The sequence below is a fragment of the Velazquezella soli genome (assembly GCF_977018685.1).
The window spans coordinates 732,610-758,821 of sequence record NZ_CDRNXF010000005.1; the positions used below are offsets into that span (position 1 = coordinate 732,610).

Annotated in this window: 21 protein-coding genes; 16 read left to right on the forward strand and 5 right to left on the reverse strand. The window is 59.2% G+C overall.

The window, feature by feature from the left end:
- Positions 1-131: 131 nt before the first annotated feature.
- From AC0JZ8_RS23780 to AC0JZ8_RS23810, 7 genes are all read left to right on the forward strand, one after another.
- Positions 132-1,451, forward strand: coding sequence for an MFS transporter (locus tag AC0JZ8_RS23780; protein ID WP_471893747.1), 1,320 nt, complete (start codon positions 132-134; stop codon positions 1,449-1,451).
- Positions 1,452-2,429 carry an amidohydrolase family protein gene (locus tag AC0JZ8_RS23785; RefSeq protein WP_471893748.1) on the forward strand — a complete coding sequence of 326 codons (978 nt, stop codon included), beginning with the start codon at positions 1,452-1,454 and terminating at the stop codon, positions 2,427-2,429.
- A 624-nt stretch (positions 2,430-3,053) separates the two neighbouring features.
- Complete coding sequence (locus AC0JZ8_RS23790) at positions 3,054-4,043, forward strand: Bug family tripartite tricarboxylate transporter substrate binding protein (RefSeq protein WP_113165061.1); 990 nt, start codon at positions 3,054-3,056, stop codon at positions 4,041-4,043.
- 70 nt (positions 4,044-4,113) lie between these two features.
- On the forward strand, positions 4,114-4,608 hold the full coding sequence (locus tag AC0JZ8_RS23795) for a tripartite tricarboxylate transporter TctB family protein (RefSeq protein WP_192078665.1): 495 nt from the start codon (positions 4,114-4,116) through the stop codon (positions 4,606-4,608).
- Positions 4,609-4,625: 17 nt separating this feature from the next.
- Positions 4,626-6,140: a tripartite tricarboxylate transporter permease gene (locus tag AC0JZ8_RS23800; RefSeq protein ID WP_471893749.1), complete on the forward strand. Its 1,515-nt coding sequence runs from the start codon at positions 4,626-4,628 to the stop codon at positions 6,138-6,140.
- Positions 6,141-6,184: 44 nt separating this feature from the next.
- Positions 6,185-7,567 carry an NAD(P)H-dependent oxidoreductase gene (locus tag AC0JZ8_RS23805; protein ID WP_471893750.1) on the forward strand — a complete coding sequence of 461 codons (1,383 nt, stop codon included), beginning with the start codon at positions 6,185-6,187 and terminating at the stop codon, positions 7,565-7,567.
- Between the two features lie 86 nt (positions 7,568-7,653).
- Positions 7,654-8,382: a sulfite exporter TauE/SafE family protein gene (locus AC0JZ8_RS23810; protein WP_471893751.1), complete on the forward strand. Its 729-nt coding sequence runs from the start codon at positions 7,654-7,656 to the stop codon at positions 8,380-8,382.
- A 22-nt stretch (positions 8,383-8,404) separates the two neighbouring features.
- On the opposite strand, the gene AC0JZ8_RS23815 is transcribed toward AC0JZ8_RS23810, so the two are convergent.
- From AC0JZ8_RS23815 to AC0JZ8_RS23825, 3 genes are all read right to left on the reverse strand, one after another.
- Positions 8,405-10,117, reverse strand: coding sequence for a dihydroxyacetone kinase family protein (locus AC0JZ8_RS23815; protein WP_471893752.1), 1,713 nt, complete (start codon positions 10,115-10,117; stop codon positions 8,405-8,407).
- An 11-nt stretch (positions 10,118-10,128) separates the two neighbouring features.
- The gene (locus AC0JZ8_RS23820; protein ID WP_174197447.1) at positions 10,129-11,067 is read right to left on the reverse strand and encodes a sugar phosphate isomerase/epimerase family protein; all 939 of its coding nucleotides are present in this window, start codon (positions 11,065-11,067) and stop codon (positions 10,129-10,131) included.
- 164 nt (positions 11,068-11,231) lie between these two features.
- Positions 11,232-12,269: a 4-hydroxythreonine-4-phosphate dehydrogenase PdxA gene (locus tag AC0JZ8_RS23825; protein WP_471893753.1), complete on the reverse strand. Its 1,038-nt coding sequence runs from the start codon at positions 12,267-12,269 to the stop codon at positions 11,232-11,234.
- A 169-nt stretch (positions 12,270-12,438) separates the two neighbouring features.
- Between AC0JZ8_RS23825 and AC0JZ8_RS23830 the strand changes: the two genes are divergently transcribed.
- From AC0JZ8_RS23830 to AC0JZ8_RS23870, 9 genes are all read left to right on the forward strand, one after another.
- Entirely contained in the window at positions 12,439-13,119 is a 681-nt protein-coding gene (locus tag AC0JZ8_RS23830) for a GntR family transcriptional regulator (RefSeq protein ID WP_092664351.1), read from the forward strand.
- A gap of 110 nt (positions 13,120-13,229) precedes the next feature.
- Positions 13,230-14,009 (forward strand): DeoR/GlpR family DNA-binding transcription regulator, encoded by a 780-nt coding sequence (locus AC0JZ8_RS23835; RefSeq protein WP_471893754.1) that lies wholly within the window; start codon positions 13,230-13,232, stop codon positions 14,007-14,009.
- Positions 14,006-14,776 (forward strand): triose-phosphate isomerase, encoded by a 771-nt coding sequence (locus tag AC0JZ8_RS23840; RefSeq protein ID WP_062458658.1) that lies wholly within the window; start codon positions 14,006-14,008, stop codon positions 14,774-14,776. The genes AC0JZ8_RS23835 and AC0JZ8_RS23840 overlap by 4 nt, the downstream gene beginning before the upstream one ends.
- 12 nt (positions 14,777-14,788) lie before the next feature.
- The gene (gene derI, locus AC0JZ8_RS23845; RefSeq protein ID WP_062460374.1) at positions 14,789-15,244 is read left to right on the forward strand and encodes a D-erythrulose-4-phosphate isomerase; all 456 of its coding nucleotides are present in this window, start codon (positions 14,789-14,791) and stop codon (positions 15,242-15,244) included.
- Positions 15,245-15,498: 254 nt separating this feature from the next.
- Complete coding sequence (locus AC0JZ8_RS23850; RefSeq protein WP_274604884.1) at positions 15,499-15,627, forward strand: hypothetical protein; 129 nt, start codon at positions 15,499-15,501, stop codon at positions 15,625-15,627.
- 91 nt (positions 15,628-15,718) lie between these two features.
- On the forward strand, positions 15,719-17,590 hold the full coding sequence (locus AC0JZ8_RS23855) for an ABC transporter ATP-binding protein/permease (protein WP_062458656.1): 1,872 nt from the start codon (positions 15,719-15,721) through the stop codon (positions 17,588-17,590).
- Between the two features lie 122 nt (positions 17,591-17,712).
- Positions 17,713-18,075, forward strand: a complete 363-nt coding sequence (locus AC0JZ8_RS23860; protein WP_471893755.1) for a response regulator — start codon at positions 17,713-17,715, stop codon at positions 18,073-18,075.
- 591 nt (positions 18,076-18,666) lie between these two features.
- Entirely contained in the window at positions 18,667-21,102 is a 2,436-nt protein-coding gene (locus AC0JZ8_RS23865; protein ID WP_113165151.1) for a PAS domain-containing protein, read from the forward strand.
- Positions 21,103-21,423: 321 nt separating this feature from the next.
- Positions 21,424-22,971 (forward strand): cryptochrome/photolyase family protein, encoded by a 1,548-nt coding sequence (locus AC0JZ8_RS23870; RefSeq protein WP_471893756.1) that lies wholly within the window; start codon positions 21,424-21,426, stop codon positions 22,969-22,971.
- A 238-nt stretch (positions 22,972-23,209) separates the two neighbouring features.
- Here AC0JZ8_RS23870 and AC0JZ8_RS23875 read toward each other — a convergent pair whose 3' ends face one another.
- Both AC0JZ8_RS23875 and AC0JZ8_RS23880 read right to left on the reverse strand, forming a co-directional pair.
- The gene (locus tag AC0JZ8_RS23875; protein ID WP_113165051.1) at positions 23,210-23,905 is read right to left on the reverse strand and encodes a hypothetical protein; all 696 of its coding nucleotides are present in this window, start codon (positions 23,903-23,905) and stop codon (positions 23,210-23,212) included.
- Positions 23,906-23,907: 2 nt separating this feature from the next.
- Positions 23,908-26,166, reverse strand: coding sequence for a polysaccharide biosynthesis tyrosine autokinase (locus AC0JZ8_RS23880; protein WP_471893875.1), 2,259 nt, complete (start codon positions 26,164-26,166; stop codon positions 23,908-23,910).
- Positions 26,167-26,212 lie beyond the last annotated feature (46 nt).

Genomic DNA, 26,212 nt, shown 5'->3' on the forward strand with positions numbered 1-26,212 from the left:
TCGGCATAGCCAGTCAACTATATTCCCGGGATGCACGGTGGAGAGGAACGCCGATCAAGGAGGTCGGTGACAACCGGGTGGATGCAAGCCTGATGAGGCCTGCGCCGACAAGTCAGGGAGGATTTGTATCTATGTCCGAAATTGAACAGCAACCCGTTGCCGCTGGCCGCGTGGAGCTAAAGGGTAAAGCGGCAACGAATGTACGATGGTACATCTTCGTCGTCGTTTTCCTGCTCGTTGTCATCAACATGGTCGACCGTACGGCTCTTTCGATCGCCATGCCCAGCATTGCCGCCGAATTCTCGCTCGGCCCCGCCATGCAGGGTCTTATCCTGAGCTCCTTCTTCTGGAGCTATGCATTGATGCAGATCCCCGGAGGCATGCTGATCGACCGCTTTGGCGCACGCTCGGTCATCACGGTGTCCACACTCGGTTGGGGTATCTTCCAGACCATTGCGGGCTTCACGACCGGCGGCATCTCGCTTCTGTTGACGCGCATCGGTCTCGGCGCGGCGGAAGCGCCTCTCTTCCCGGCCGGAGCAAAACTCAATTCGATCTGGCTTTCGAAACGGGAACGGGCACGCGGTGCCGTTTTCATGGATAGCGGTGCCCCGCTCGGGGCTGCCATCGGCGGCGTCCTGATCAGCTGGCTCATCCTTACGCTCGGAAGCTGGCGGCTTGCCTTCATCGTCGCAGGGCTCGTGACCATTCTTTTGGGCTGGCTCGCATGGCGTTACCTCCGTGACGCTCCGTCCACGCATCCGGGCATCAACGCTGCGGAAATGGATATCATCAACGAAGTGGGGCAACCGAAGTCCGAGGCTACGGAAAGCGAACCGACCGAAATCCTTCGCCGGTCGATCGTCAGCCTCGTGGCAGGTCGCGCCGGATGGGCGATGATCAATTTCGGTCTGCTGACCTGGGGCCCGAGCTATCTTGCGCAGGCGCGCAACTTCAACCTCAAGGAAATGGGCGGAGCGACTTTCGTCATCTTCCTCGCCGGCATGCTGGGTTCGCTCGCGAGCGGCTTCGTCGCCGACAAGATGGTGGCCGCAGGGTTTAAACGATCCGTCGTCTACAAGCTTCTTCTGGGCATCACTGGCCTCGGCGTCGCCGCCACATTCATTGCTCTGCCGCATGTGAGCAGCCCGGTTGCCGCGGTCGCGCTTCTCTCCGCCACACTATTCCTGCTCTACTTCGGCAGCCTTTACTGGAGCCTCCCCTCGATCCTCGCGCCGAAGAGCCGGGTCGGCGTCATCGGCGGCACAATGAACTTTGCCGGCAGTGTCAGCGGCATCATCGTCCCGATCCTGACAGGCTTCATCCTTCAATGGACCGGTGGCTCCTATGGCACCGTGCTCGGCTTCTTTGCGGGCTGCGCCGTCGTCTATGTCATCGCCACTCTCACCATCGACTTCAACGAAGGTACTCGTGAACGGAAGGGCAGCTAATTGGACGACTTTCCTCTTTGGGACGGCCCTATCGTCGATGCGCATCAGCATTTCTGGGACCCCGTAGCCAACGACCATCCCTGGCTAAAGCCGGAGGCAAAAATCCCCTTTCGGTATGGCGACTACAGCTCGATCAAGCGGCGCTATCTTCCGCCCGACTACCTGAAGGACGCGGAAGGCCACAACGTCGTGCAGACGGTCTATGTCGAGACCGAGTGGGATCCGGCCGATCCCATTGGGGAAAGCCGATACGCAACCAAGGTCGCGGATGAATTCGGGCTTCCCAATGCCATCGTCGCCCAGGCATGGCTCGATAGGCCCGATGTGGCTGATGTCCTTGCCGATCAGGCAGCGTTCGAGCTGGTGCGCAGCGTGCGTCACAAGCCGGGCGGCGCCGAAAGCGCCGCTGTTGCTGCCGATCACCGAACTCTCATGACCGACGAGACCTGGCGCAAAGGCTACGCCCTTCTCGAGACGCATGGACTGAGCTTCGATCTCCAGACGAACTGGTGGCATCTCGACGAGGCCATGCTGCTGGCACGGGATTTTCCTTCCACGACCATCATCCTCAACCACACGGGTCTGCCATCGGATCGATCCAGCGAAGGGATGAAGGGATGGCACGCGGCGATGGGCAAGTTTGCGGATATGCCCAATGTCTGCGTCAAGATTTCTGGGATCGGCCAGAAAGGGCGGCCTTGGTCAATCGAGGACAACAGCGCCATCATTACCGAAACCATTGCTATGTTCTCAGCCGAGCGGACGATGTTTGCCAGCAATTTCCCGGTCGATAGTCTATGCGGTTCATTTGACACGATCTATTCGGGCTTCAAGGACGTGGCGGCACGCTATTCCCTGAGAGATCAGGCAAAACTCTTTGCGGGGACTGCACGCAAATACTACCGGCTGCCGATGGCGAACGAAGCCGGCCTGACCGGCACCGCGCCTGAGGTCGCCCGGACGGCTGCCTTTGGGTAGCACGCAGTCGAAGGCCGCATAGACCTCGCTGCGATTGCGAATCGCCAATCGGGACCTGAATTTAAGGTTGCTGCTTTGCTATCCGCATGACGGTTTCCGGTGCCGATCAGCCTAAGTTCTCTAAAAAAAAATCTCGTGATCCGTTCAAACTCGTGTTCGCAAACGCGAGTTTGAACAGTCGAGCTATGGCGTAAATCAAAAGCAAATCGATTAGATCACGCTGATTGATTGTATCGCCGCCGGCGTCTCGCTGTCCGCAAAATTTTGTATACAAAATTCTGAAGACTTGATGTGTGCTAATAGATGGCCTATGATTTTCCTCGGATGGAGGAGATTATGGCGTCAGGACGAAGCCCAAAATCAGTCGGACTTGCGCCCGCAAGAGGCGTCTCGGCGAGGCCCAACCGCCACGATCAGAGTGGCTTCAGCGCGCTCGCTTCTTTCTCATTCGAATTCAAAGAACTGCCCGACATCACGAGATCGCAGCCGGCGTCTGCCTGGCCGCTCATTGCCGGGTCGATCTCACGAGGTGCGCCGAGGACGCAGTTCGCTGCCGCTTCGTGAACACGAAGACCGATCGGCTGTAGGCAAACCTGCAGCCATTTCATCTAAAGGAGGAATAAGATGAAGAAGCTATCCGTAGGATTGACATTTGCGGCCGCGGTCGTGCTGGCGGGACAGGCGCTTGCCTTTGAACCGACACGCCCCGTCGAGTTCGTCGTCGCATCCGGCCCTGGCGGCGGCACCGACAACTTTGCCCGCACCATCCAGTCGATCATCGCCAAGCACAAGCTGATGGAAAAATCGATGGTGGTCCTCAACAAGGGCGGAGGCAGCGGTGCGGAAGCGTTCCTCTACGCTCGCAAGAATGAAGGCGATCCGAACAAGCTCTACTTCGGAACCAACAACGCCTATCTCCTGCCGCATGTCGCAAAGCTCGCCTATTCGATGGAGGACCTACGTCCCGTCGCAGCGCTCGCATTCGACGAATTTCTGATCTGGGTGAAGGGCGATTCCGAATACGCGACGCCGACGGATCTCATCGAAGCCGCGAAAGCTGCGCCGAACAAGCTTTCCTTTGCAGGCAGCCAGTCGAAGGACACGGATGAAACCCTGGTCGCTCTGATCGAGCAGACGACAGGCACCAATTTCAAGTATCTGCCCTTTAACGGCGGTGGCGAAGTCGGCGTTCAGCTGGCCGGCGGCCATGTCGCTGCCAACGTCAACAATCCCAACGAAAATGTCGGCCAGTGGCAGGCGGGTGCGATCAAGCCGCTTTGCGTCTTCTCCGACAAGCCGATGGCCAAGAGCGATCCGGTCCATGACGGCAAGGGCTGGGGCGACATCCCGACCTGCGCCTCGAGCGGCGTCAACATTCCTTCCTACAAGATGCCCCGCACGGTCTGGACCGCGGCAGGAACGCCTGATGATGCGGTCGCCTACTACAGCGACGTTCTGAAAAAGGTCAGCGAGACCCCGGAATGGGCCGACTATGTCCGCAAGACCTCGCAGACCGGCGATTTCATGTCCGGCCAGAAGCTGCAGGACTTCATTGTGACCAGCGAGAAGAACGCCGTCGGTGTCTTCGAGGCCGAAGGTTGGCTGGTTAAGTAAAGTCCTGACGCCAATGCGATTTTAGATCCGGCATTTTCATGCCGGATCTTGCGATCGAGGGAAAACAATCATGCATATCAAGCGACTCCATGTCGAGATCGTCACCGCCATCACGCTTGCCGCCGTCGGCGCGCTGGGTGCAACAGGTGCCCTGGAACTCGGCGTCAGCTGGAGTGAATCAGGTCCCATGCCCGGCTACTTTCCGTTTTACGTCGGCATCATCCTGATCGTTGCGGCTTTCGCCAGTGCGGCCCAGGCCATTTTCAGGTTGAAAATGGGCAGCGAGGAGATGCGCGAGACGTTCCTCGAACCGGAACAGACGCGAAGGGTTCTTTCCTTCCTTCTGCCGATGATCGTCTTCGTCATCGTGACGGTCTTTCTCGGCACCTATATCGGGACGGCGCTGTATCTCTTCTACGTTGCCTGGCGCAACGGCGGCTACAAGCCGTGGATCGCGATCCTGATCGGTGTTGTCTTCTCCATCGCGCTTTATTTTGTCTTCGAAAAAGCGTTCCAGGTGCCGCTGCATAAGGGCCCGATCGAAGAAATGCTCGGCATTTACTAAGCACCCGGAGCTTGATCATGGAAAATTTTGAACTGCTTATGGGTGGCTTTGCGACGGCACTTACGCCGATGCACATCACCCTGATGATCGTCGGCGTCCTTCTCGGGCTGATCGTCGGCGTCCTCCCCGGCCTCGGGGCTCCGAACGGCGTATCGCTGCTCATTCCGCTGACATTCACAATGGACCCGGTCTCGGCGATCATCCTTCTGGCGTCGATGTATTGGGGCGCGCTGTTCGGTGGCTCGACGACCTCGATCCTCTTCAACATTCCCGGCGAGCCGAGTTCGGTGGCGACCACTTTCGATGGTTATCCGATGGCGCGATCCGGGCAATCGACCCGCGCGCTTACGCTTGCCTTCATGTCGGCCGGCATCGGCGCCTTCGTCGGTATCGTCGTCATCACGCTTCTGTCCACCTGGGCGGCGCGTTTTGCGCTTCGGTTTGGCGCGGCTGAATATTTTGCCGTCTATTTCCTGGCCTTCTGCGCCTTCGTCGGCATGGGCAGCGCCTCCCCTATCAAGACGGCCGTCTCGCTCAGCCTCGGCCTTCTTCTGTCCACTGTCGGCATGGATACGGTCACCGGATCGCTTCGCCTGACATTCGGCATCGAAGCACTGCTCAGCGGCGTCAGCTTCCTGGTGGTCGTCATCGGTCTGTTCGGGATCGGCGAGCTTCTGGCAACCGTTCAGGACGGGCTGAAATTCCGCGGAGTCGCGTCCCGTATCGATCCGCGCGACGTCTTCAAGACCATGCTGGAGCTGCCGAGATACTTCACCACGATCGTGCGTTCGTCTGCCGTCGGGATCTGGATGGGCATCACGCCCGGTGGCCCGACCGCAGCATCGTTCATGAGCTATGGTCTTGCACGTCAGTGGTCGAAGCCAGGCGAAAAGTTTGGCACCGGCCGTCCCGAAGGTATCGTTGCACCGGAAACCGCCGACCACTCGGCCGGCACCTGCGCCATGCTGCCGATGCTTGCCCTTGGCGTTCCAAGCTCTGCAACCGCAGCCGTTATGATGGGCGGCCTGATGATCTGGGGCCTGACGCCGGGACCGATGCTGTTCACCACGCAGCCGGACTTCGTCTGGGGCCTGATCGCCAGCATGTATATCTCCAACTTCGTCGGTGTCATCCTGGTCCTGTTGACCGTTCCGTTCTTCGCAGCGCTGCTTCGCATCCCGTTTGCAATCATCGGACCGATGATCGTGGCGATCTGCTTCGTTGGCGCCTATACGGTGGCGAATTCGACCTCCGACCTCTGGCTGGTACTGATTTTCGGCGTCGTCGGTTTCGTCTTCAACAAGCTGGAATTTCCGCTGGCACCATTGGTTCTCGCCATGGTTCTCGGCAGCAAGGCGGAAAGCTCGTTCCACCAGTCGATGATCGCCTCCGACGGATCGCTCGGGATCTTCTTCTCGAACTATCTGGTCGGCTCGATCATGACCGTGGCACTCGCTCTTCTCATCATTCCGCAGAGCCTGAAGTTCATCAAGTACCTCAGAAACCACAAGAACGTGGACGCGGCGGCATAAGCCGCGCCCACGCCTTTTTCGTTACGGTTTAGGAGGGGAACACCATGAACTATCACACCTATTTCGGCAGAGAGTCCGCCCCGGTGGAATGCTGCATCGTCGGCACCGGCGGCTTCGGCCGCAGCTTCATCTCTCAGAGTTTGAAGCAGGCGCTGATCAGCACCCGCGTTGCGGTCGATCTGAAGGCGCAAACCGCGACAGACGTTCTGCGGGGCCTTGGGATCGATCCGTCCAGGATTGCCCAATGCGCAACCGCGAGCGAGGCGAAGACGGCATGGGAGAACGGCCATTATATTGCGGCGGGTGACCTTTCCGTCGTCCTCGACCTTCCGATCTCCGTGGTTGTCGAAGCCACCGGTCACCCCGAGGCCGGCGCGAAGCATTGCCGGCTTGCGATCGATGCCGGCAAGCATGTCGCGCTCGTCTCCAAGGAAGTCGATAGCGTCGTCGGTCCCGGCCTTGCTCTCCGCGCACGCAACAACAATGTCATCGTGACCCCGGTCGATGGCGATCAGCCGAGCCTGTTGATGGGCTTGGTCACCTGGGCGGAAGTGCTCGGACTGGATATCATCGCCGCCGGCAAGGCCAGCGAATACGATTTCATCTACGACCCAAAACAGAAGACGCTAAGCTCGAACGGCAAGATGGCGTCTGCACCTGAGTTTGGCGACTGGATCGAACCGGCGACGCTTGACCTGTCGACCATCGCGGCAAGACGATCGGAAATCGCAGCGGAGTTTCCCCAGCGCGCGGTTCCGGACTTGTGTGAAATGACACTGGTTGCCAATGCCACGGGCTTCCTGGTCGACCGGGCCGATCTGCATGTTCCGATCGCGCGGATCACCGAAGTTGCCGATTTCTTTTCCGAGCGTTCGAGCGGCGGATTGCTCGGCGCGCCAAAGGTGCTCGACGTCTTCCACTGCCTGCGGCTTCCCGGCGAACTGAGCTTTGCCGGCGGCGTCTTCGTGACGGTGCGTTGCGACGACGCGGAGACCTGGCAGATGCTGGCGGAAAAAGGCCACGTCGTGAGCCGCAAGGGCGATGTCGCCATGCTCTACATTCCACGCCATCTCTTGGGCGTCGAGGCTGCAACGAGCATTCTGGAAGTCGGCCTGCGCGGCGTCTCCAGTGGTGCGGCCGAGCCGCGGCCGGTGATCGACCTCGTCGCGCATGCAGATGCCGATCTCGACGCCGGAACTGTTCTGACGGCAAGCGGCCACCATCACTCGATCGTCAACGTTTCTGCGCGGATGATTCCGGCCGGTCCGCTCTTAGACGATAGGGCCGTTCCCTTCTATCTGGCAGCCAATCGCACGCTGAAAAGGGCCGTAAAGGCGGGCCAGCCGATCCTTTGCGGCGATGTCGAACTCGACGAGACATCAGCATTGCTCGAACTGCGGCGCGAGCAGGACAAGGCATTCTTCTAAGCCTCCCAAGGCAATGCGCGGCCGGCGCGAACGCTGGCCGCGCACGCTCAAAGGCCCTGTGGCCGAACTCGCGTCGAGGATAAGCCTTGCTCTCCTATATCCTCGTCTGCGCCATAGGCTTTGTCGCCGGTTGCCTGAGCGGGGTGATCGGCACCGGCGCCAGCCTCATTCTCCTGCCGGTTCTTGTTCCGATGTTTGACCCCGCTCGCGCCATTCCCGTCATGGCGATCGCCGGGCTGATGGCGAATGCCGCGCGTGTGATGGCTTGGCACAGGCATGTCAACTGGCGCGCTGTTCTCGCTTATGCGCTGCCCGGCATGCCGGCAGCGTCGCTGGGCGCTGTCAGCCTGGTCCATCTGCCGGCAGCCATCAGCGGCACTTTGCTCGGCCTCTTCATCATGCTGCTTGTCCCGTTCCGGCGATACATTCGCCACCGCAACATGACCATCGGGCTGAGTGGAATGGCAATCGCCGGTGCCGTTATCGGGTTTCTGACCGGGATGTTCCTATCCACCGGTCCACTCAGCATTCCAGCCTTTATGGCCTTCGGGCTGACCAAGGGCGCCTTCCTGTCGACGGAAGCAGCGGCCTCGATTTTCGTACAAGCGGCAAAGCTTCTGACGTTCTATCAGGCAGGTGCGCTGACCCATGATCTCGTGATCAGCGGTCTCGTGATTGGTTCGTCACTGATGGCCGGAACGTTCTTTGCAAAACGCTATGTCGTCAGCATGTCCGAGCGCAAGTTTGGCCTGATGATGGATGCCATCACCCTGGCATCCGGCCTCTGGCTGACATGTGTCGGTCTGTTCGGCTGAAACCGAACAGACATTTTCAGGGTCAGCCGCGGTCGGCGATAAAGGCAGCCGCAAGCTGCGCCACCATCGAGAGCGATACGGCGCCTGCATCTGGATGGCCGATGCTCTTTTCCGCAAGCGGACGCGCACGCCCGAGCCGCGGCGTCAGTGCAGCTGTTGCTTCGGCAGCCGCGCTCGAAGCGTCGGCTGCAGCCTTGAAGGCTTCCGGCAGGGACTTGCCGGCCGCGGTCTTCTCCGTCAGCGTCTCGACGAACGGAATAAGCGAGTCCACGAGCGTCTTGTCGCCGATCCGGGCGCGGCCGAGACTGGTGACGGCATCGAGCGCCCTGCGCGCGCCTTCGGCAATCGCTGCTTCATCAGGCACGTCGTTGTCGCTCAGCGCGCTGCTCCACGACCGCAGCAACAATCCCCAGATCGCGCCGGATGTGCCGCCGGCCCGGTCAGCCCAGGCATCGCCGCCCAACGCAAGCGTCGTCTGGGCGCCGGCGCCAGCCGATACGGCAGCGGCCATCGCCTTGGCCGCGGCATCGGAACCGCGCTGCATCCCCTGCCCATGGTCGCCGTCGCCGGCGATCGCATCGATGCGGCCAAGCTCGGATTCCTTGTCCGTGAGCATGGCGGCAATCCTGGCAAACAGATCCGAGATGCAGGCGGCCGACTTTCGCGACGCTTCGGATGCCGCCGGGATGACCGGAGCAGCTTCCTCATCGGTGATGACATCGGTGCGCAATTCAGCGACTTCAGGCCGTCCGCGACGAAATGCCGGCGCATCGCAGGGTGCCGCCCAATAGCGCTCAAGCTCTTCATCGAGCCAAGTCAGCGTCAGCGAGCAACCCTGCATGTCGAGGCTGGTGACGAACTCACCGGCTTCCGGCAGGACGATCTGAAGATCGGACCCGGTAAGTTTCTTCTGGACGGCGGTCCACAGCACGAAGAGTTCTTCGTATTTTGTCGAACCGAGACCGTTGAGAATGGCCGCGACGCGCGTGCAGCCCTGCGGCCTTTCGGCCAGCAGTTTGTCCGTGAGCACATCTGCAAGATCCGTCGCGCTCGCGATATCCTGCTCGCTAATGCCAGGTTCGCCGTGAATGCCGAGGCCGAGAGCCATCCGGCCTTTCGGGACCGTGAACAACGGCTGCTTTGCACCTGGAAGGGTGCAGCCTGCAAAGGCGACGCCGAACGAAACCGTGCGTTCATTGGCATGCCGGGCGATACGCTCCACCTCGTCAAGCGAAAGCCCCGCTTCCGCCGCCGCTCCCGCTATCTTGAAGACCATGAGGTCGCCGGCGATGCCGCGGCGCTTGGCGTGTTCGTCAGCCGACGCACTCGCAACGTCATCGGTCACGGCAATGATGCGCACATCGATGCCTTCGGCACGAAGACGCTCTGCAGCGACCCCGAAATTCAGCACGTCGCCTGCATAATTGCCGAAGCCGAGAATGATGCCGCCGCCATTGTCGGCATGGCGGCAGACACGTGCAACCGCTGCCGTCGATGGAGACGCAAACACGTCACCTGCAACCGCTGCATCGGCCATACCCTGGCCGACATAGCCCGCGAAAGCCGGATAATGACCCGAGCCGCCGCCGACAACCACCGACACCTTGCCATCAGGCACTTTCGTGGCTCGCACGACACCGTTGGTGATGAGGCGTACGTGGTTGGGATAGATCTGACAAAAGCCGGCAAGCGCAGTCGAGGCGAATTCGTCTGGGGCATCAAAGATCGTCGTCATTTAAGCGGTCCTCAATTACGCGGCAGAATGCGCCGGAGATAGTCGCGGTTGGTCGCGCTGACGGAAAGGCCGTCGCCACCATAATGCTCGCACAGGAACGGGCTGTTGAAGCCGTGTTCCAGCGCAAGCTTGATTGCTGTGCGATAGTTGATCAAGCCGGATTCGAGCGGAACCGGGTGGCTGGCGATCAGGCCCGCATGCTCGTCCTCGATCCGCATGTAGTTCTTGACGTGCCAGTATTTGGCGAAAGGCGCGACTTTCGTCATCATCTGTAGCCAGTGCTCGACCGGCCGATGGAGACGGATGAGATTGCCGAGATCGGCGTTGATGCCGACATTGGCCAGATCGACTTCCTCGACGAAGCGGACAGAACTGTCCGCCGTTCCGAGATACGTGTCCTCGTACATTTCGAGGGAAACCTCGATCCCGACTTCTGCGGCGTGCCTGCCGAGTTCGGCAACGCGGGCCACCGCCTTGTTCCACGTCGCGGGATCATCGGGGTTTTTGGCACCCTGTTCGGTCCAGAACCACAACGCGCTTTTCTGCTTGTCCGTCAGCGGCTCGAAAAAGCCGAAGGAAACGCTCTGCGCGCCGATCTCGGCGGCAGTCTCGATGACGCGGTGGCTGTAGGCGAGGTAATCGTCGCCGTGTTTCTCGTCGATGACGCTGCGCCGCGATGTCGATATCGCCGGGATGGTCATGCCTGCATCTTTCACGACCTCGCAGAACGCACGACGGCGATCAGCCGAAAGATCGGCGACGCGGAGCCAGCTGTCCGTGGGATCGAGTTCGGTAAAGCCTGCATCTGCGACTTCGCCGACAGTCTTGGCCCATTCCTCGACGGTCTGATCCTGAACCGAACGACCGTCCGGCAACATATTGGGGTATTGAATCATTGCGGCCGCGATCGGCCAGGTCTCACGCGTCCACTTGGGAGCTGAACTTGTCATTGTCGTCCTCCAACCGCGACGCCACCGCGCTCTTGATGGCGCAGGGAAGCCGCACACTCTGACATCTGGCAGCCGGCGTTCAAGCCGACCGACATGCGCCAAGCCCGCGTCCTCTCGGGCTGAGATGACCGGCCATTCACGGCCGGTCATTTATGATCAAGTGATCACGCGGCCTGTGCTGCCAGGCGCTGGCGCTTTGCCATACGAGTCGCAAGCAGGATCGCTTCACGGGTCGCGCCGATATCGGCTATTCCCTTGCCTGCGATGTCATAGGCCGTGCCATGAGCCGGCGTGCAAAGCGGGAATGGCAGGCCACCCATCATCGTCACGCCCTTGTCGAAGCCAATCAGCTTCATGGCGATCTGACCTTGGTCATGATACATGGTGAGGACGGCGTGATAGCCTTCCTTCATGGCGCGAAGAAACACGGTATCGGCCGGGAACGGACCCTCGACGCCGTAACCGCGCGCCTTTGCTTCGGCAACGGCGGGTTCAATAATCTCGATTTCTTCCATTCCGAAGCTGCCGCCATCGCCCGCATGCGGGTTGAGACCGGCGACCGCGACGCGCGGCTCATCGATACCGGCGGCCCTCAGGCAAGAAACAGTCAGTTCGAGTTCCGACAGAAGCCGGTCCACGGACAGGTTGGCAGCCACTTCCTTGAGCGGGATGTGCGAGCTGACACGTGCGTTCCAGATCTTTTCGAGAACGTTGAACTCGCGGATCTTGCCGGTGAACGACAGAACGTCCGAGACGAAACGGATTTCGTCATCGTAGCCCGGATAGGCAAAGCGCATCGCCTTCTTGTTGAACGGCGTGAAGCAGACCGCATCGGCCTTTCCGGCATGGGCGAGCTCAAGGGCGGTGCGGAAGTTGCGCGTGGCGAACGTGCCGCCGGCCAGCGTCGCTTCGCCGCGCTCCACCTCTTCCGGAGCGAGATGGCCCAAATCGATAAATGCGTGCTTCGAGCGATCGAGACCCGAAAGATCATCGAGCGAAGCCGAGATCAGATCTGGCTGAACGCCTGCTTCCTGCGCGCCCTTATCGAGAATGCGCCGATCGCCGATCACAGCGATATAGGCCTGCTCTCTGATGTCATCCAAAGCCAGAAGCTGTGCGGTCAGTTCGGGGCTGATACCGGCCGGGTCTCCCATCGCAAGCGCAATGGTTGGACGGCTATCGTGATGCTGGGTGATATCCATGGGTCAATTCTCCTACCTCGGTGAGGACGTTTCTAAGCCATCCGGAATCGCAGGACAAGTCTTTTGCATTTTGTATGCAGCATTTTTACGTTTGGTGCCGTTCGGGTTCTGGTATAATCCTGGCGAGACGCTTTGATCATCATGGCGGTCCAGAAATCGAGCTTTCAAAATGAGTGATACACTGCCCGAATCGCCTGTCTCGCCATCCGGCCCCATCCGGCGGACGGCCTTGCACGACACACTCGTCACTCGGTTGCGCGACATGATCATCGAGGGAGAGCTTGCCCCCGGTTCGCGGATGCACGAAAGCCAGCTCGGCGAACAGCTGGGCGTTTCGCGCACGCCGCTGCGGGAAGCGATCAAGTACCTTGCCAGCGAAGGGCTCGTCGAACTCATTCCAAGCCGCGGCGCGATCGTCAAAAGGTTCAGCGGCAAGGATGTGCACGACATGCTCATCGTTCTGAAGAACCTGGAGGAGCTTGCCGGAAGCCTTGCCTGCGAGACCGCGACGGATGACGATATCGCCCGGGTCAGGCAACTGCATGACGAGATGCGGGCCTGCTACGACGTGAAGGATCGCCTGCGCTACTACAAGCTCAACCAGGCCATCCATACCGAAATCTGTCGGATCGCGGACAACCAGGCACTTAGCAGCGTTCAAGCGCAACTGCAGTCGCGCTTGAAGAGAATCCGGTTCATCGGCCACGAGGGTCCGGACAAGTGGTCGGCGGCCATGGCCGAGCATGAGGAGATGATCGTCGCGCTCGAAGCGCGGGACGGAGAAACCTTGTCCAAGGTATTGGGGCTTCATTTGCTCAATGCGTGGCAGCGCGTCAAAGACGCGATATAGCGCAAGTCGAAATCTCCAGAGTCAACATGGCTGCCACAAAATCACATCCATAATGTTGATTATAACAATATAGGTGTTATATCCGTTTCATCCCACGCGGACGGTCTCGGATGAAGCGCGAAGAACGACACCAACGGATCATCAATCTGCTGATCGAAAAGCGAACCGTCGATCTCGACGATCTGGCGGAGCTTTTTGCCATCTCCAAGATGACCGTTCACCGTGATCTGGACGAGCTTGAGCAGGCAGGGGTGCTTCGCAAAGTGCGCGGCGGCGCAACGATCGACGCAGGTACCCAGTTCGAGAGCGATTTTCGGATCCGCGAACGTCAGGATCATGCCGCCAAGCACGCCATCAGCAAGGCAGCTGTCGATCTGGTCGAACCCGGCATGACCGTCATGGTCAATGACGGATCGATGGCGGCCGTGCTCGGCGAGGCACTGGCCGACAAACGTCCGCTGACGGTTATCACCAACAACGCGGCCGTCATGGAGCGGCTGAAAACCGAGACCGGCATCACGCTGATCGCCCTCGGCGGCGTCTATTCGCCCAAGTTCAACGCATTCTTCGGCGTGGTCACGGAAGAGGCTTTATCGCGGCTGCGAGCTGACGTTGCGTTCATCTCAACCCCGGCCGTCGCATCGGGGCAGGCCTATCACATGGACGACGCCGTGATCCGGGTTAAACGGGCGATGATGGCATCGTCGGCGCGCGCTTACCTGCTCGTCAACCACGAGCGGATTGGCCAAACGGCGCTACATGTCCTCGCCGGTCTCGATCAATTCGACGCCGTCATCACCAACCATCAGCCTGAGGCCCAACTGCTTCGAGAAATCGAAGACACGGGCGTCACACTGACCATCGCATCGTCGGGAGGATCACATCCATGACCACATCGCCAAGCTTCTGGATCGGCACCAGCTGGAAGATGAACAAGACGCTTGCCGAAGCTCTGGAATTCGCGGCTGCCGTGAAGGCAGCTGATGAAGACAGGGATTCGCGCATCCAGCGATTTGTCATTCCGCCATTTACCGCCACGCGCGAGGTCAAGGCTGCCCTTGCCGGAACCTCCGTCAAGGTCGGCGCGCAGAACATGCACTGGGCTGATCAGGGTGCCTGGACCGGCGAGATCTCGCCGCTGATGCTGAAGGACTGCAAGCTCGACATCGTCGAGCTCGGCCATTCCGAGCGGCGCGAGCATTTCGGCGAGACGAATGAAACAGTCGGGCTGAAAACCGAAGCAGCGGTTCGCCACGGGCTCATCCCGCTGATCTGCATCGGAGAGACGCTCGCTGATCGCGATAGCGGCAACGCACAGCAGGTCCTTGCGGATGAGGTTCGCGGTGCCCTTTCCAAACTGTCGGGCGACCAGAAGAATGCCGAGATCCTGCTCGCCTACGAGCCGGTCTGGGCGATCGGCGAGAATGGCATACCCGCCACCGCAGATTACGCATCCGCCCGCCATGCCGAGATCATCGATGTGGCGCAGTCCATCCTTGGACGCCGCATCCCCTGCCTCTATGGCGGGTCGGTCAATCCCGGCAATTGCGAAGAACTAATTTCGAGCCCTCATATCGACGGGCTCTTCATTGGCCGTTCCGCCTGGAATGCCGAGGGCTATCTCGACATCCTGGCAAAATGTGCCGCCAAACTCTGAGGAGACATGACCATGAAGCTTGCAATTGCAGGAGACAGCGCCGGCGAAGGCCTCGCAAAGGTTCTCGCTGATCATCTGAAAGACCGTTTCGACGTGCATGAAGTATCGCGTACCGATGCCGGTCCCGATGCGTTCTACGCGACGCTTTCCGACCGTGTCGCCTCCGGTGTCATCGACGGCACCTATGACAAGGCCATCCTGGTTTGCGGAACCGGCATCGGTGTCTGCATCTCGGCCAACAAGGTCCCCGGCATCCGCGCCGCACTGACACACGATACCTATTCGGCTGAACGCGCCGCCCTCTCCAACAACGCCCAGATCATTACCATGGGTGCCCGCGTGATCGGCACCGAACTGGCCAAGGCGATTGCGGACGCCTTTCTGGCGCAGACTTTTGACGAGAACGGTCGCTCGGCCGGAAATGTCCAGGCGATCAACGAGGTAGACGGGAAGTACAACGCCCGCTGAACCTTTTCCGTGACCGGACAATGTCCGGTCACGCCCTCCTCCCCGACTGACAGATGTCGACACAAGATTCACGTGTCCTTTTCCGCGGCCATACCCCGTCGAAGCTCGCTCAACGGGCAGGCCTACGGGCGACTGGAAACCTAGTCCCCACACCCCTCAAAAATCCTAGTGTCTATCGTCTTTCCGGCGGTAGGAACCTTAATGTTCCAAACTACGTTTCTGCGCCACCTGCGGGTATCAGGGGAGGAGAAACGATGATTGAACATAGCGTTTTCGCACAACGCCACTTTGGCACTCCAGCAAAGCAAATCATGTTTGACACGAGAGCGATGGCCGCAGCGCAGCTTGTCGCTTTAGCCGCGCCATTCGATCCGCAGGCATAGGCCACACCTACCCCACCTGCTTTCCGTTTCCGTCAATCTTTCTACAGTTTCTAAGTGCGCTGCCCAGCGGACGATCTCGACCGGAGTGTCAATGTCAGAAACCACCTCGACCAAGCCAGGCGCAACAGCCGCCACCCTTACCCCGGAACAGGCAGAACAGGCACGACGCGCCTATCTTCTCAAACGTTTCTGGGTCAGCGCTCGCGGCTATTGGGGTCGCGATGGCGACAAGATCGCCTGGGTATGCTCGATAACGCTTCTCGCGCTCATCGGTGTCAACGTCGCTTTCCAGTATGGTATCAACGTCTGGAACCGCGGACTATTCGATGCGATCGAGCAGCGGAATGCCGATCAGGTCTATTCGCTAGGCCTTCTGTTTCCGCCCCTCGTGCTTGGAAGCGTCGCGCTCGTCAGTTCGCAGGTCTATCTGCGCATGCTGATGCAGCGCCGCTGGCGCTCGTGGCTCACGAAATCATTGATCTCGCGGTGGCTTACGAATGGACGCTACTACCAGCTGAACCTGATCGGAGGCGATCACCAGAACCCGGAAGCCCGCATCTCCGAGGATATGCGGATAGCGACGGAATCGCCCGTGGATTTCACGTCAGGGGTGATTTCGGCTTTCGTGTCGGCGTCGACCTTCATCGTCGTCCTGTGGACGATCGGTGGCGCGCTGACGATTCCGATCGCCGGAAATTACGTCACCATACCTGGCTTCCTCGTGATTGCGGCGGTCGTCTATGCCATCATCACATCGAGTTCGATCGCGGTCATCGGCCGGAACTTTGTGAAAGTGTCCGAGAATAAGAACCAAGTGGAGGCCGAATTCCGCTATACACTGACCCGCGTGCGCGAAAACGGCGAGAGCATCGCGCTGCTGGGCGGCGAAGAGGAAGAGCGCAACGATCTCGATCGGACCTTCGCTAATGTCCGTCAGCAGTGGCGTCTGCTTGCGTGGCAATATATGCGCACGTCCTTGGTCTCGCACGGATCGATGCTCATTGCACCGGTCGTTCCGGTCCTGCTCTGTGCCCCAAAGTTCCTCGATGGCAGCATGTCACTGGGTCAGGTCATGCAGGCGGCATCGGCATTCACAATCGTTCAAGGTGCGTTTGGATGGCTGGTCGACAACTATCCCCGTCTCGCCGACTGGAATGCCTGCGCCCGTCGCGTAGCCTCGCTGATGGTTTCACTTGATGGTCTGGAACAGGCCGAACAGAATGAAACTGTCGGACGGATCAAGCACGGCGAGACTGAGGGTGACACCATGCTCAGCCTGAACGAGGTCTCCGTCTCGCTTGGCGACGGCACTGCGGTTGTCAAGGAAACGCAGGTGGAGATCGGGCCCGGCGAACGCGTCCTCGTGGCGGGTGAATCCGGTTCGGGCAAGAGTACGCTGGTGCGAGCCATTGCGGGGCTGTGGCCATGGGGAGAAGGAAGTGTCAACTTCCGCAAGGGCCAGGAACTGTTCATGCTACCCCAGAAACCATACATCCCCTCGGGCACCCTGCGTCGCGCCGTCGCCTACCCGAAACCGGCAGACACGTGGTCGGCAGAAGAAATCCATGTTGCCCTCGACAAAGTCGGGCTCGGGCACCTGCGCGACAGGATCGAGGACGAAGCGCCATGGGACCACACGCTGTCAGGAGGAGAGAAGCAGAGGTTGGCGTTTGCCCGGCTTCTCCTCAACGACCCTGACATCATTGTCCTTGATGAAGCCACCTCCGCTCTCGACGAAAAGACGCAGGACAAAATCATGGAGATGATGATCGACGAGCTGCCCAATGCCACAATCCTGAGCGTGGCACACCGCGTAGAGCTCGAACAGTTTCACAGCCGGAAGATCACGCTCGAGCGCCGGGAAGGCGGGGCAAGGCTGGTTAGCGACGTCGATCTCGCGCCTTACACACGCGGCCGAAACGTCTTGTCGCGACTTCTCGTCCGCCCGATCATCAAGCCGTAGAGGATGTGAATGAGAGTTCGGCTCAGATTGAGACAACGCCCTGTGTAAAAGTCGGAACTGATGCCTCGCCAAAATGTTCAATTGTACGGTAACGTACAGAGAATGTGATGCCGAGGTCCGAAATGAGCCAAGCCGGAGTTATTCTCGTCGTTGAAGATGAGCCCGTCCTCCGATTTATATTGGTGGAGGAGTTGCAGGATGCCGGGTACGAGGTGTTTGCCGCGGTCGATGCAGCCCAAGCCACAGACATCCTGGAGAGCAACTTCGATATCCAACTTCTCCTGACGGATATCGACCTGTTTGCCGAGGGTGAAGGCGTGGAACTCGCTCGGATGGTGCGCGATAGATGGCCCCCGATCCGGATCATCCTCACGTCGGGAAACTGGACGCTTCAACAATCCGAGCTTACGTTCGCAGAACGTTTTATCCCGAAACCCCATGGGCCGGGCGTACTTCTCCAGACCATCAGAGAGTGTATGCTTTGACATGCTCTTATGGAACCTTTTTGTACAAACGACGTTGTGCAGAGCGACCAAGGGATGACTCCGCGTTTACCGTTACGACGCGAGGGATCGCTTGAGGCGACGAATTCGACTGAGACCTTTGCATAAATGACAATGACCGGGGCCCCGTCCGACGCACGGGATGGAGATACGAAACCCATGCACCGCAAATTGCTTGAATCGTTTTACGGCTACGGTGCCGCAACAACAGTCGTCGCTGTTGGTCTTTTGGCGGTGTGGTTAATTCGGTGACCTCTTGCTCCGTACCGAGGGCTCGCTGACTCATACCGGTCCGGCAAGACGCCGCCTTTGGTTTTTCCGGAGACAGCATTTGCGCGAGAAGACCGGCTTCTCAGGAATATTCTGCGGAAACAACGCTTCGCCTTAGAGGTTGAACACAGACTGTGGCCACTATCCTCCAGGCGTCAAACACCGTCTCCCCACCCCTCCCGTTTTCTGTTAGACCCGATCTGCAGACTGAAGCCATTAAACTGAAATGAGCGTAGCCTTCATGTGCCGAACAGCCAGTGAGCCTCTGACGTGATGCAGATCCTTTCAGAGATAGAAGGCGAAATGGCTTCGCGGATTCGCGCGGTCGATTGGAGCACAACCAGCTTAGGACCTATCGAGGACTGGCCGATAGAGCTGCAGACCACGCTGGCCTTGTGCCTCAATACCGACCTGCCAACTGCCATCTACTGGGGAGACGAAATGCGTCTCCTTTATAACGATGCGTGGTCGCCGATCGCTGGAGAGAAACACCCGTGGGCATTGGGTCGCCCCGCGTCGACCGTCTGGGCGGACATTTGGGATATCATAAAACCGCAACTCATGGCCGTCGTCGAGACGGGCAAGGGTTTTCGTGTGGCCGATCAAATGCTGCCGATGCTTCGCGGCGGACGCGTTCAGCATACGCATTGGGACTACAGCTTCGCACCGATCTTTTCGGCGGAAGGTCGTGTCGTCGGGGTTTTCAACCAAGGTACCGAGACGACCGCCCGCCTCTCTGCGCAACGGGCGTTGCGGGCGAGCGAAGAGCGACTGGAATACGCACTCGGCGCCTCAGAGACTGTCGGGACGTGGGACTGGGACATCCCGAACGACAGCGTGGTGGCCGACGCGCGATTTGCCAAGATCTACGGCGTTGAGCGGAGCGTTGCCGCCAGCGGCGCTCCGATCGGTGCTTTTTTCCGTCTGGTTCATCCCGATGATCTGCCGGCCCTTCAATCCGCGATCGACGAAGCGCTGAAGACGGGCACTATATTTTCGCAGGAATACCGGCTCGTCGACGCGGATGGTTCCGTCCGGTGGGTGACTGCCCAAGGCCGCGTCACGCTTGCGCCGGACGGTACACCACTGCGGTTTCCGGGTGTGTCATTTGACATCACCGATCGCCGCGTTGTCGAAATCGCGCTGCGGGAGAGCGAGGAACGCTTCCGTGCGATCACCAATTCGATCGACCAGATGATCTGGGCCACGCAACCCGACGGCCACCACGATTATTACAACCAGCGTTGGTACGACTTCACGGGCGTCCCGCAAGGCTCGACAGACGGCGAGGAATGGAACGGCGTTTTCCACCCTGACGATCAGGATCGCGCCTGGTCCACCTGGCGTCGCAGCCTCGTCACAGGAGAGCCCTACCACATCGAGTACCGCCTCCGACATCGTAGCGGTAACTATCGATGGGTTCTCGGCCGCGCGCAGCCTGTGCGGAAGGAGGATGGCGAAATCAGCCGCTGGTTCGGGACATGCACCGATATCCAGGACATCGTCGATGCACGCGATATTCTGTCGAAGTCCCGCGAGCAACTGGCGCGTGAAGTAGAAGAAAGAACCGCGAAGCTGGTCGACGCGCAGGACCAGTTGCGCCAGGCGCAGAAAATGGAAGCCGTTGGTCAGCTCACGGGCGGCATCGCGCATGACTTCAACAATATGCTGGCCGTCATACTGGGTTCGATCAGCCTGCTCGAAAAGCGGTTGGCGCGCGGTGAGGTCGATGTCGGCCGCTACATCGAGGCCGCAAAAGATGGCGCAACGAGAGCTGCGTCACTGACGCACCGCCTTCTCGCTTTCTCGCGACGGCAACCGCTTCAGCCGGAGGTGATCGACCCCAATCGCATGATTGCCGGAATGTCGGAATTGCTGACCCGCACGCTCGGGGAGCATGTTTCCGTGGAAACCGTCTTGGCGGCCGGACTGTGGAAAGTCTATGCCGACAGCAGTCAGCTGGAAAACGCCATTCTCAACCTCGCCGTCAATGGCCGCGATGCCATGCCCCGCGGCGGCAACCTGACGGTCGAAACCGCAAACTCGTATCTTTCCGACGAATACGCGCAGGACAATGCAGTGGCAGCCGGGCAATATGTCATGATTGCCGTATCGGATACCGGAACGGGGATGACGCCCGAGGTTATGGCGAAGGCTTTCGATCCGTTTTTCACCACCAAGGAGGTCGGCAAGGGATCGGGTCTGGGACTAAGCCAGATCTTCGGCTTCGTCAGGCAGTCGAGCGGGCACGTCAAAATCTATTCGGAAGAAGGCGTCGGGTCATCTATCAAGATCTACCTGCCGCGGCATCACGGTGAGGTTGAAGCCCCCGTAAACATCCAGGGCGTCGTCAAGCAGCCGGGCCGGGGCAGCGTTTCCGAGACGATCCTTGTCGTAGAGGACGACCAGCGCGTGCGCGTTTTCTCCACCGAGGCGCTTCGGGAACTGGGATATACCGTCGTCGAAGCCGCATCGGGCGAGCAGGCGCTCACCTTGATCAGGGCCGGTCTCAAGCCGACCTTGTTGTTTACTGATGTCGTGATGCCGGGGATGACAGGCCGCGAATTGGCCGACGCCGCCAAGGTTCTGATGCCAGAATTGAATATTCTCTATACGACTGGCTACACCCGCAACGCCGTTGTCCATAACGGCGTGCTGGAGGGTGGAACGCACCTCTTGCAAAAGCCCTTCAGCCTCGATCAGCTTGCTGATAAAATACGGAAGGTGCTGGACCAGTAGCCTTCGCGAATGAAGCGGGGCGGCGTGAGGAGCGTTCGAACTCGGGGGCTGGACCGACGGGCAAGCCTGCCTGCGCACAGCTCGCGGTCCGATCAGAGATTGGGCAATCGACGAGCGAAATGGGAGGCCGCGGCGCGTACACTCGCGCCGTCATCATTGGCCTGTGCTTTTCGCGTGTTGAAATGCAACGCTTCGACCCCGTCGGCATTCACCGGATAGACAAGATCGACATGCTCCCTGTTCGATCCCGACCTCCGCTCTTGCAGGGGTTTGGCGGAAAGGCACGGTATCCGTCACTATAGAAGAGGGTCAAAGCAAGCTGTGAAGCCAACCCGCAACCTCATTTTCATTCTTGGCGATCAGCTATCCTTGTCGCTATCGAGCCTTGAGGGTGCCGATCCCACGCAGGATATGATCCTGATGTGCGAGGTGGTGGAGGAGGCGACCTATGTCGAGCATCACAAACTGAAACTCGCCTTCATCTTTTCCGCAATGCGCCATTTTGCCGATGAGCTGCGTGCGAAAGGCTTCTGCGTCCGGTACGTGCGGCTTGATGATCGCGACAATTCAGGCTCCTTCACGACCGAGCTTTTGCGCGCGATTGCAGAGACGTCACCCCGATCGATCATCGTCACCGAAGCTGCCGAGTGGCGCGTTCTTTCCGCCATGGAAGACTGGCAAGGTTTGGTAAATCTGCCGGTAGAGGTGCGGCAGGACACGCGGTTTATCTGTTCGACGACGGAGTTCAAAGCCTGGGCCAAGGACCGCAAGGCTCTGACGATGGAGTATTTCTATCGTGACATGCGGCGCAAGACCGGCCTGTTGATGAACGGGGACCACCCCGAAGGTGGCCGGTGGAATTTCGACAGTGAAAATCGCAAACCTGCCAAACCCGACCTGTTTCGCCCGAAGCATCATGTCTTTCCGCCCGACGCAGCAACGCAGGAGGTTCTTGCGATCGTCGAGCGCACGTTCCCGAACAATATGGGTTCGACGGAGAATTTCTCGTTTGCAGTGACCCGCACCGATGCGGAGAAGGCAGCCGATGGATTCATCCGCGATTTCCTACCGAATTTTGGCGAAACGCAGGACGCGATGCTGGCCGAAGAGCCGTTCCTGAACCACGCGCTTCTCTCCTTCTACATCAATGTTGGACTGCTCGATCCGCTCGCACTATGCCGGGCTGCGGAGCGCGCGTATTTCGACGGACACGCGCCGCTGAATGCGGTCGAGGCTTTCATCCGCCAAATCATCGGCTGGCGCGAATATATCCGCGGCATCTATTGGCTGAAAATGCCGGGATACGAGACAAGCAATTTCTTCGCCGCATCCCGTCCCCTGCCGGACTTTTTCTGGAGCGGTGAAACGGACATGGCCTGCATGTCCACAGTGATCAAACAAACGATTACGCATGCCTACGCGCATCATATCCAGCGTCTGATGGTGGTCGGAAATTTCTCGATGCTGGCAGGTCTTGATCCCTACGCGGTCCATCGCTGGTATCTGGAAGTCTATGCCGACGCCTACGAATGGGTTGAACTGCCCAATGTGATCGGAATGAGTCAGTTTGCCGACGGTGGGTTTATGGCCTCCAAGCCATACGCCGCAGGCGGCGCGTACATTTCTCGTATGTCCAATTACTGCGAAAGCTGCCGGTATGACGTGTCGCAGAAAACTGGCGAGAAAGCCTGTCCCTTTAATGCCTTGTACTGGGATTTCCTCGCCCGTAATGCCGAGTCACTGTCGGGCAACCACCGTTTGGCGCAGATGTATGCGTCATGGCGACGGATGTCGGCAGGAACGCAGCAGGCCTATCGCAACAGTGCTTCTGCATTTCTCGGGAAACTGGATGACGGAAGCCGTGTTTGACCGTGTGGAAATAGGCCGGCGACGGAGCATCTGAGGAGCGCCCCCGCAGAATGAATGGATCCGATCGCCGACGAGGTCCGTGTCTCTACCCCCAAGAGTGAGCCGGGATCATGCGGAATGGTCCTCCGCTCTCGGAAGGAAAAACAGGGCGGAGGCGAACCGGGTTCACTTGTTCCTTCGAGAACTGGTCGCGACCGACCGTTCTCGAACGATCTGACGCCCGGCTGGGTGGCCGAACCTATCTCCCCGTTTTGTCGCGCAACGATCGACCGAGTTGACAATCTTGCGCGTAAGATTGGACCTCACGGGCAAGGACTGGGTTCGCCAAAGGCAAACGCCGCCGCAGGGCAGCGCCTTTCAAGGAGCATACCACCGCAAGATCCGCTTTCAGCGGTGCTGCCGCGAGGGTAAGGCTCGGCTTCGTCAGGCGGTTGTACAAGCGGAACCGCGCCGCAATCGTGTTTTCTTCTGCGGGAGCGTAAAGCTGTGACAGCGTGACGAGCTTTGCGATTTCCTCTGGCTGTTCCCCGACCGCTTGCCTGACCATCGCATACCGGACCCAGAAGTTTCCATCACTCGGGAGGCAGTGAAGCGCAAAGCGAACCACGGTCTCTGCCTCCCCAAGCGCGCTCGACCAGTTGTCGTAATCGACATCCGGGCTTTGTGTATCCAGCCGGAAGAGCGTAACCGTTACAGCTGCTTTGACGAACTCGCTTTGGCAAACATCGTCTCTGAGAAGCAGTCTCATCTGCGGTAGAGTTCCTTCGAGCAACTCCCGCGAGACCGGTTTGTCGCGTTCAATCTGGGCCGCGATGTGTCGCATGGTCCCGAACCGGGCGTAGCGTGAGATCTGTGTCACCGAGATCGCCAGGCTTCCCATGCAGAGCAGGACGACCGCTCCGATGAGAAGCGGTCTGCGACCACGCCGCGTCATTCTCAGCCTTCCTGGTAGTACTGGGAGTATCGCGAGTAATAATATTCGCTGGAGCCATAGGCTCGGTAGAGCTTCATCCGTTCCTGGTCGACCTTGTTCAGCACGACACCAAGACACTTGTCGCGGACATAGGGATCGGAAGCGAGAACCTGACGAACGACCCGGCGTGCTGTCTTGCCCCATTCGGTGACGAAGATGAACCCGTCAATTCGGCCTGCAATGGCGCGGGCATCGACGACCGGGCCAAGAGGCGGCAGATCGATAATGATATAGTCTGCGGTATTGCTGATGTCTGCGAGCACCTGGCGCATGCGCGCGGACGATAGCAGTTCGGACGAATGCGGAATGCGGTGACGGACAACTGCAGGCAAGAACGCAAGTTTAGTCCGATCGTTTCGGAGGAAAAGCGACTGCGGATCCTTGTTGTCGATGAGCACTTCGAGAAGGCCGGATTCCGCATGTCTCCCGATCGCCCGCGTCGCGCCCGGGTTGCGCAAATCGCCGTCGATCAGGACGGTTCTGTTTCCTTGCCCCGCCAGCAACTCGGCAAAATTCACCGCAATCGTTGACTTGCCTTCTCCAGGCAATGACGAAACGACGCCGATGATCTTGCAACTCTTGCCGGTAAGCGCGAGGTCTGCAGCAATCTTGGCGCTTCGAAGCGTTTCCGCGAAGGCGGAGAGTGGGTGATCGATGACGTAATTCGAAACGGCATGGGTCTTTCGAACCTGGCCAAAGCCACGACCGTCAGAGTTATCCGGAGCATCGACGGCCTTTCCGGGAGCCACTATTGGCGCGATGCCCAGAAATTCCAGATTGAGAACGTCGCGAACCTGTTCGCCGGTTCTGAAGAAACGGTCCCGGAACTCACGAAACGCGCCAAGGCCACTCCCGACCGCGGCACCGATAATCACGAACAGCGCCAGCACCAATGGCTTGCGGGGATGGCTCGGACTGTCGGGTGCAGCTGCTCGCGTGATGATACGTGCTTCTGTGACCGGGAAGGACTGTTGCTGTATGGCCTCCTGATACCGCTGCAGGAAGGTCTGGTACATGTTCTTGTAGGTGTCAGCTTCCCGCTCGAGTTCTCTCAGCTGTACCTGGGTCTCGCTCGCGGTGGCGCTGATGCCTGTGGCCTGCGCGACCGAATCCGTCAGGCTCTTTTCCCGGGCCTTGGCAACGTTGAGATCGCTCTTGTAGCTTTCGGCGATACGATTGACCTCTTCGAACATCAGACGGTTGTATTCCGTCATTTCGCTGCGCAGCCTGATCGCTTGAATATGATTGACTCCGAGACGATCGGATATCTGCGCTTCCCGCTTGGAGGCATCAAGATATTTCTGGCGCAGTTCGTTGGAAATGGAACTGTCGAGAACATCCGTAACGATCGCGTCTCCTTGGCCCGAAGCGATGATCTGCGCGATCCGCTGCAGGCGCGCCTCAGCTTTTGCGGTATCGGACTGCGCGACGATCAATGCGCTGTTGAGTTCGGACAACTGCTGGTCAGCAACCAGAACCAAGCCGGCAGCAACGAGGCCGTTGGAACTGCGGAACTTCTGGACGGCAAGATCCGAGTCCAAAGCCTTCTGGCGCAGTTCGGCTATGCGATCCTGCAGCCAGCCGCTTGCGCGCCTGGTTGCCTCATATTTCGAATTAAGCTTGTCAACCAGATAGGCCTCTCCGATCGCGTTGGCGATCTTCGCAGCGAGAGAAGACGATGGAGAGGTGTAGCTGATGCTCAAAACATAAGTGCGACCAACGCGGCTGATCTCCATGTTCCAAAGGAGCGTGTTCGCAGCGGCGCGGCGTTTCGCCTCCACCTGATCGCTAGTTTCGGGTTCAACAACGAACCAAGAAGAGACATTTGCCAGCGACCGGAGCGTTCCGACCATCGTTCCAATGATAGACCCTCCGGCACTCGCAAACGCCGCATCATTCGTAAGGTCGAGCTTATCCACGACGGACATGGCAATCGTGTCCGATTTCAGGAGTTCAACTTGACTGAGAACGGAACCCTCGTCGTCGACCACGCCACCAATTGTCGAAAGCTGCTGAACGACTTCTCTATTGCCTTGGTCGATCAAGACGCTGACGTTGGACGTATAAAGAGGAACTGCCGTGAATATATACGCCAATCCTAGGACAATAGCGGCCGCCACTGCGGCCGCTACGATCATCCATTGTCGTCTGGCGATCGCTAAAACAGCGTCGAAATCAATTCCTTGAACGGAGCGCTCTAGATCGACATCGTCGCCTTGCAGGCCACCAGAGAAACTCTTGTTATGAATCTGCAAGAAAAACCTCGCT

Excerpts from the sequence above, each read along its gene's own strand:
- AC0JZ8_RS23780 (WP_471893747.1), top strand. The coding sequence starts at position 132 with ATGTCCGAAATTGAACAGCAACCCGTTGCCGCTGGCCGCGTGGAGCTA.
- AC0JZ8_RS23790 (WP_113165061.1), top strand. The coding sequence starts at position 3,054 with ATGAAGAAGCTATCCGTAGGATTGACATTTGCGGCCGCGGTCGTGCTG.
- AC0JZ8_RS23795 (WP_192078665.1), top strand. The coding sequence starts at position 4,114 with ATGCATATCAAGCGACTCCATGTCGAGATCGTCACCGCCATCACGCTT.
- AC0JZ8_RS23800 (WP_471893749.1), top strand. The coding sequence starts at position 4,626 with ATGGAAAATTTTGAACTGCTTATGGGTGGCTTTGCGACGGCACTTACG.
- AC0JZ8_RS23805 (WP_471893750.1), top strand. The coding sequence starts at position 6,185 with ATGAACTATCACACCTATTTCGGCAGAGAGTCCGCCCCGGTGGAATGC.
- AC0JZ8_RS23815 (WP_471893752.1), bottom strand. The coding sequence starts at position 10,117 with ATGACGACGATCTTTGATGCCCCAGACGAATTCGCCTCGACTGCGCTT.
- AC0JZ8_RS23820 (WP_174197447.1), bottom strand. The coding sequence starts at position 11,067 with ATGACAAGTTCAGCTCCCAAGTGGACGCGTGAGACCTGGCCGATCGCG.
- AC0JZ8_RS23825 (WP_471893753.1), bottom strand. The coding sequence starts at position 12,269 with ATGGATATCACCCAGCATCACGATAGCCGTCCAACCATTGCGCTTGCG.
- AC0JZ8_RS23830 (WP_092664351.1), top strand. The coding sequence starts at position 12,439 with ATGAGTGATACACTGCCCGAATCGCCTGTCTCGCCATCCGGCCCCATC.
- AC0JZ8_RS23835 (WP_471893754.1), top strand. The coding sequence starts at position 13,230 with ATGAAGCGCGAAGAACGACACCAACGGATCATCAATCTGCTGATCGAA.
- AC0JZ8_RS23840 (WP_062458658.1), top strand. The coding sequence starts at position 14,006 with ATGACCACATCGCCAAGCTTCTGGATCGGCACCAGCTGGAAGATGAAC.
- derI (WP_062460374.1), top strand. The coding sequence starts at position 14,789 with ATGAAGCTTGCAATTGCAGGAGACAGCGCCGGCGAAGGCCTCGCAAAG.
- AC0JZ8_RS23850 (WP_274604884.1), top strand. The coding sequence starts at position 15,499 with ATGATTGAACATAGCGTTTTCGCACAACGCCACTTTGGCACTCCAGCA.
- AC0JZ8_RS23855 (WP_062458656.1), top strand. The coding sequence starts at position 15,719 with ATGTCAGAAACCACCTCGACCAAGCCAGGCGCAACAGCCGCCACCCTT.
- AC0JZ8_RS23860 (WP_471893755.1), top strand. The coding sequence starts at position 17,713 with ATGAGCCAAGCCGGAGTTATTCTCGTCGTTGAAGATGAGCCCGTCCTC.
- AC0JZ8_RS23865 (WP_113165151.1), top strand. The coding sequence starts at position 18,667 with ATGGCTTCGCGGATTCGCGCGGTCGATTGGAGCACAACCAGCTTAGGA.
- AC0JZ8_RS23875 (WP_113165051.1), bottom strand. The coding sequence starts at position 23,905 with ATGACGCGGCGTGGTCGCAGACCGCTTCTCATCGGAGCGGTCGTCCTG.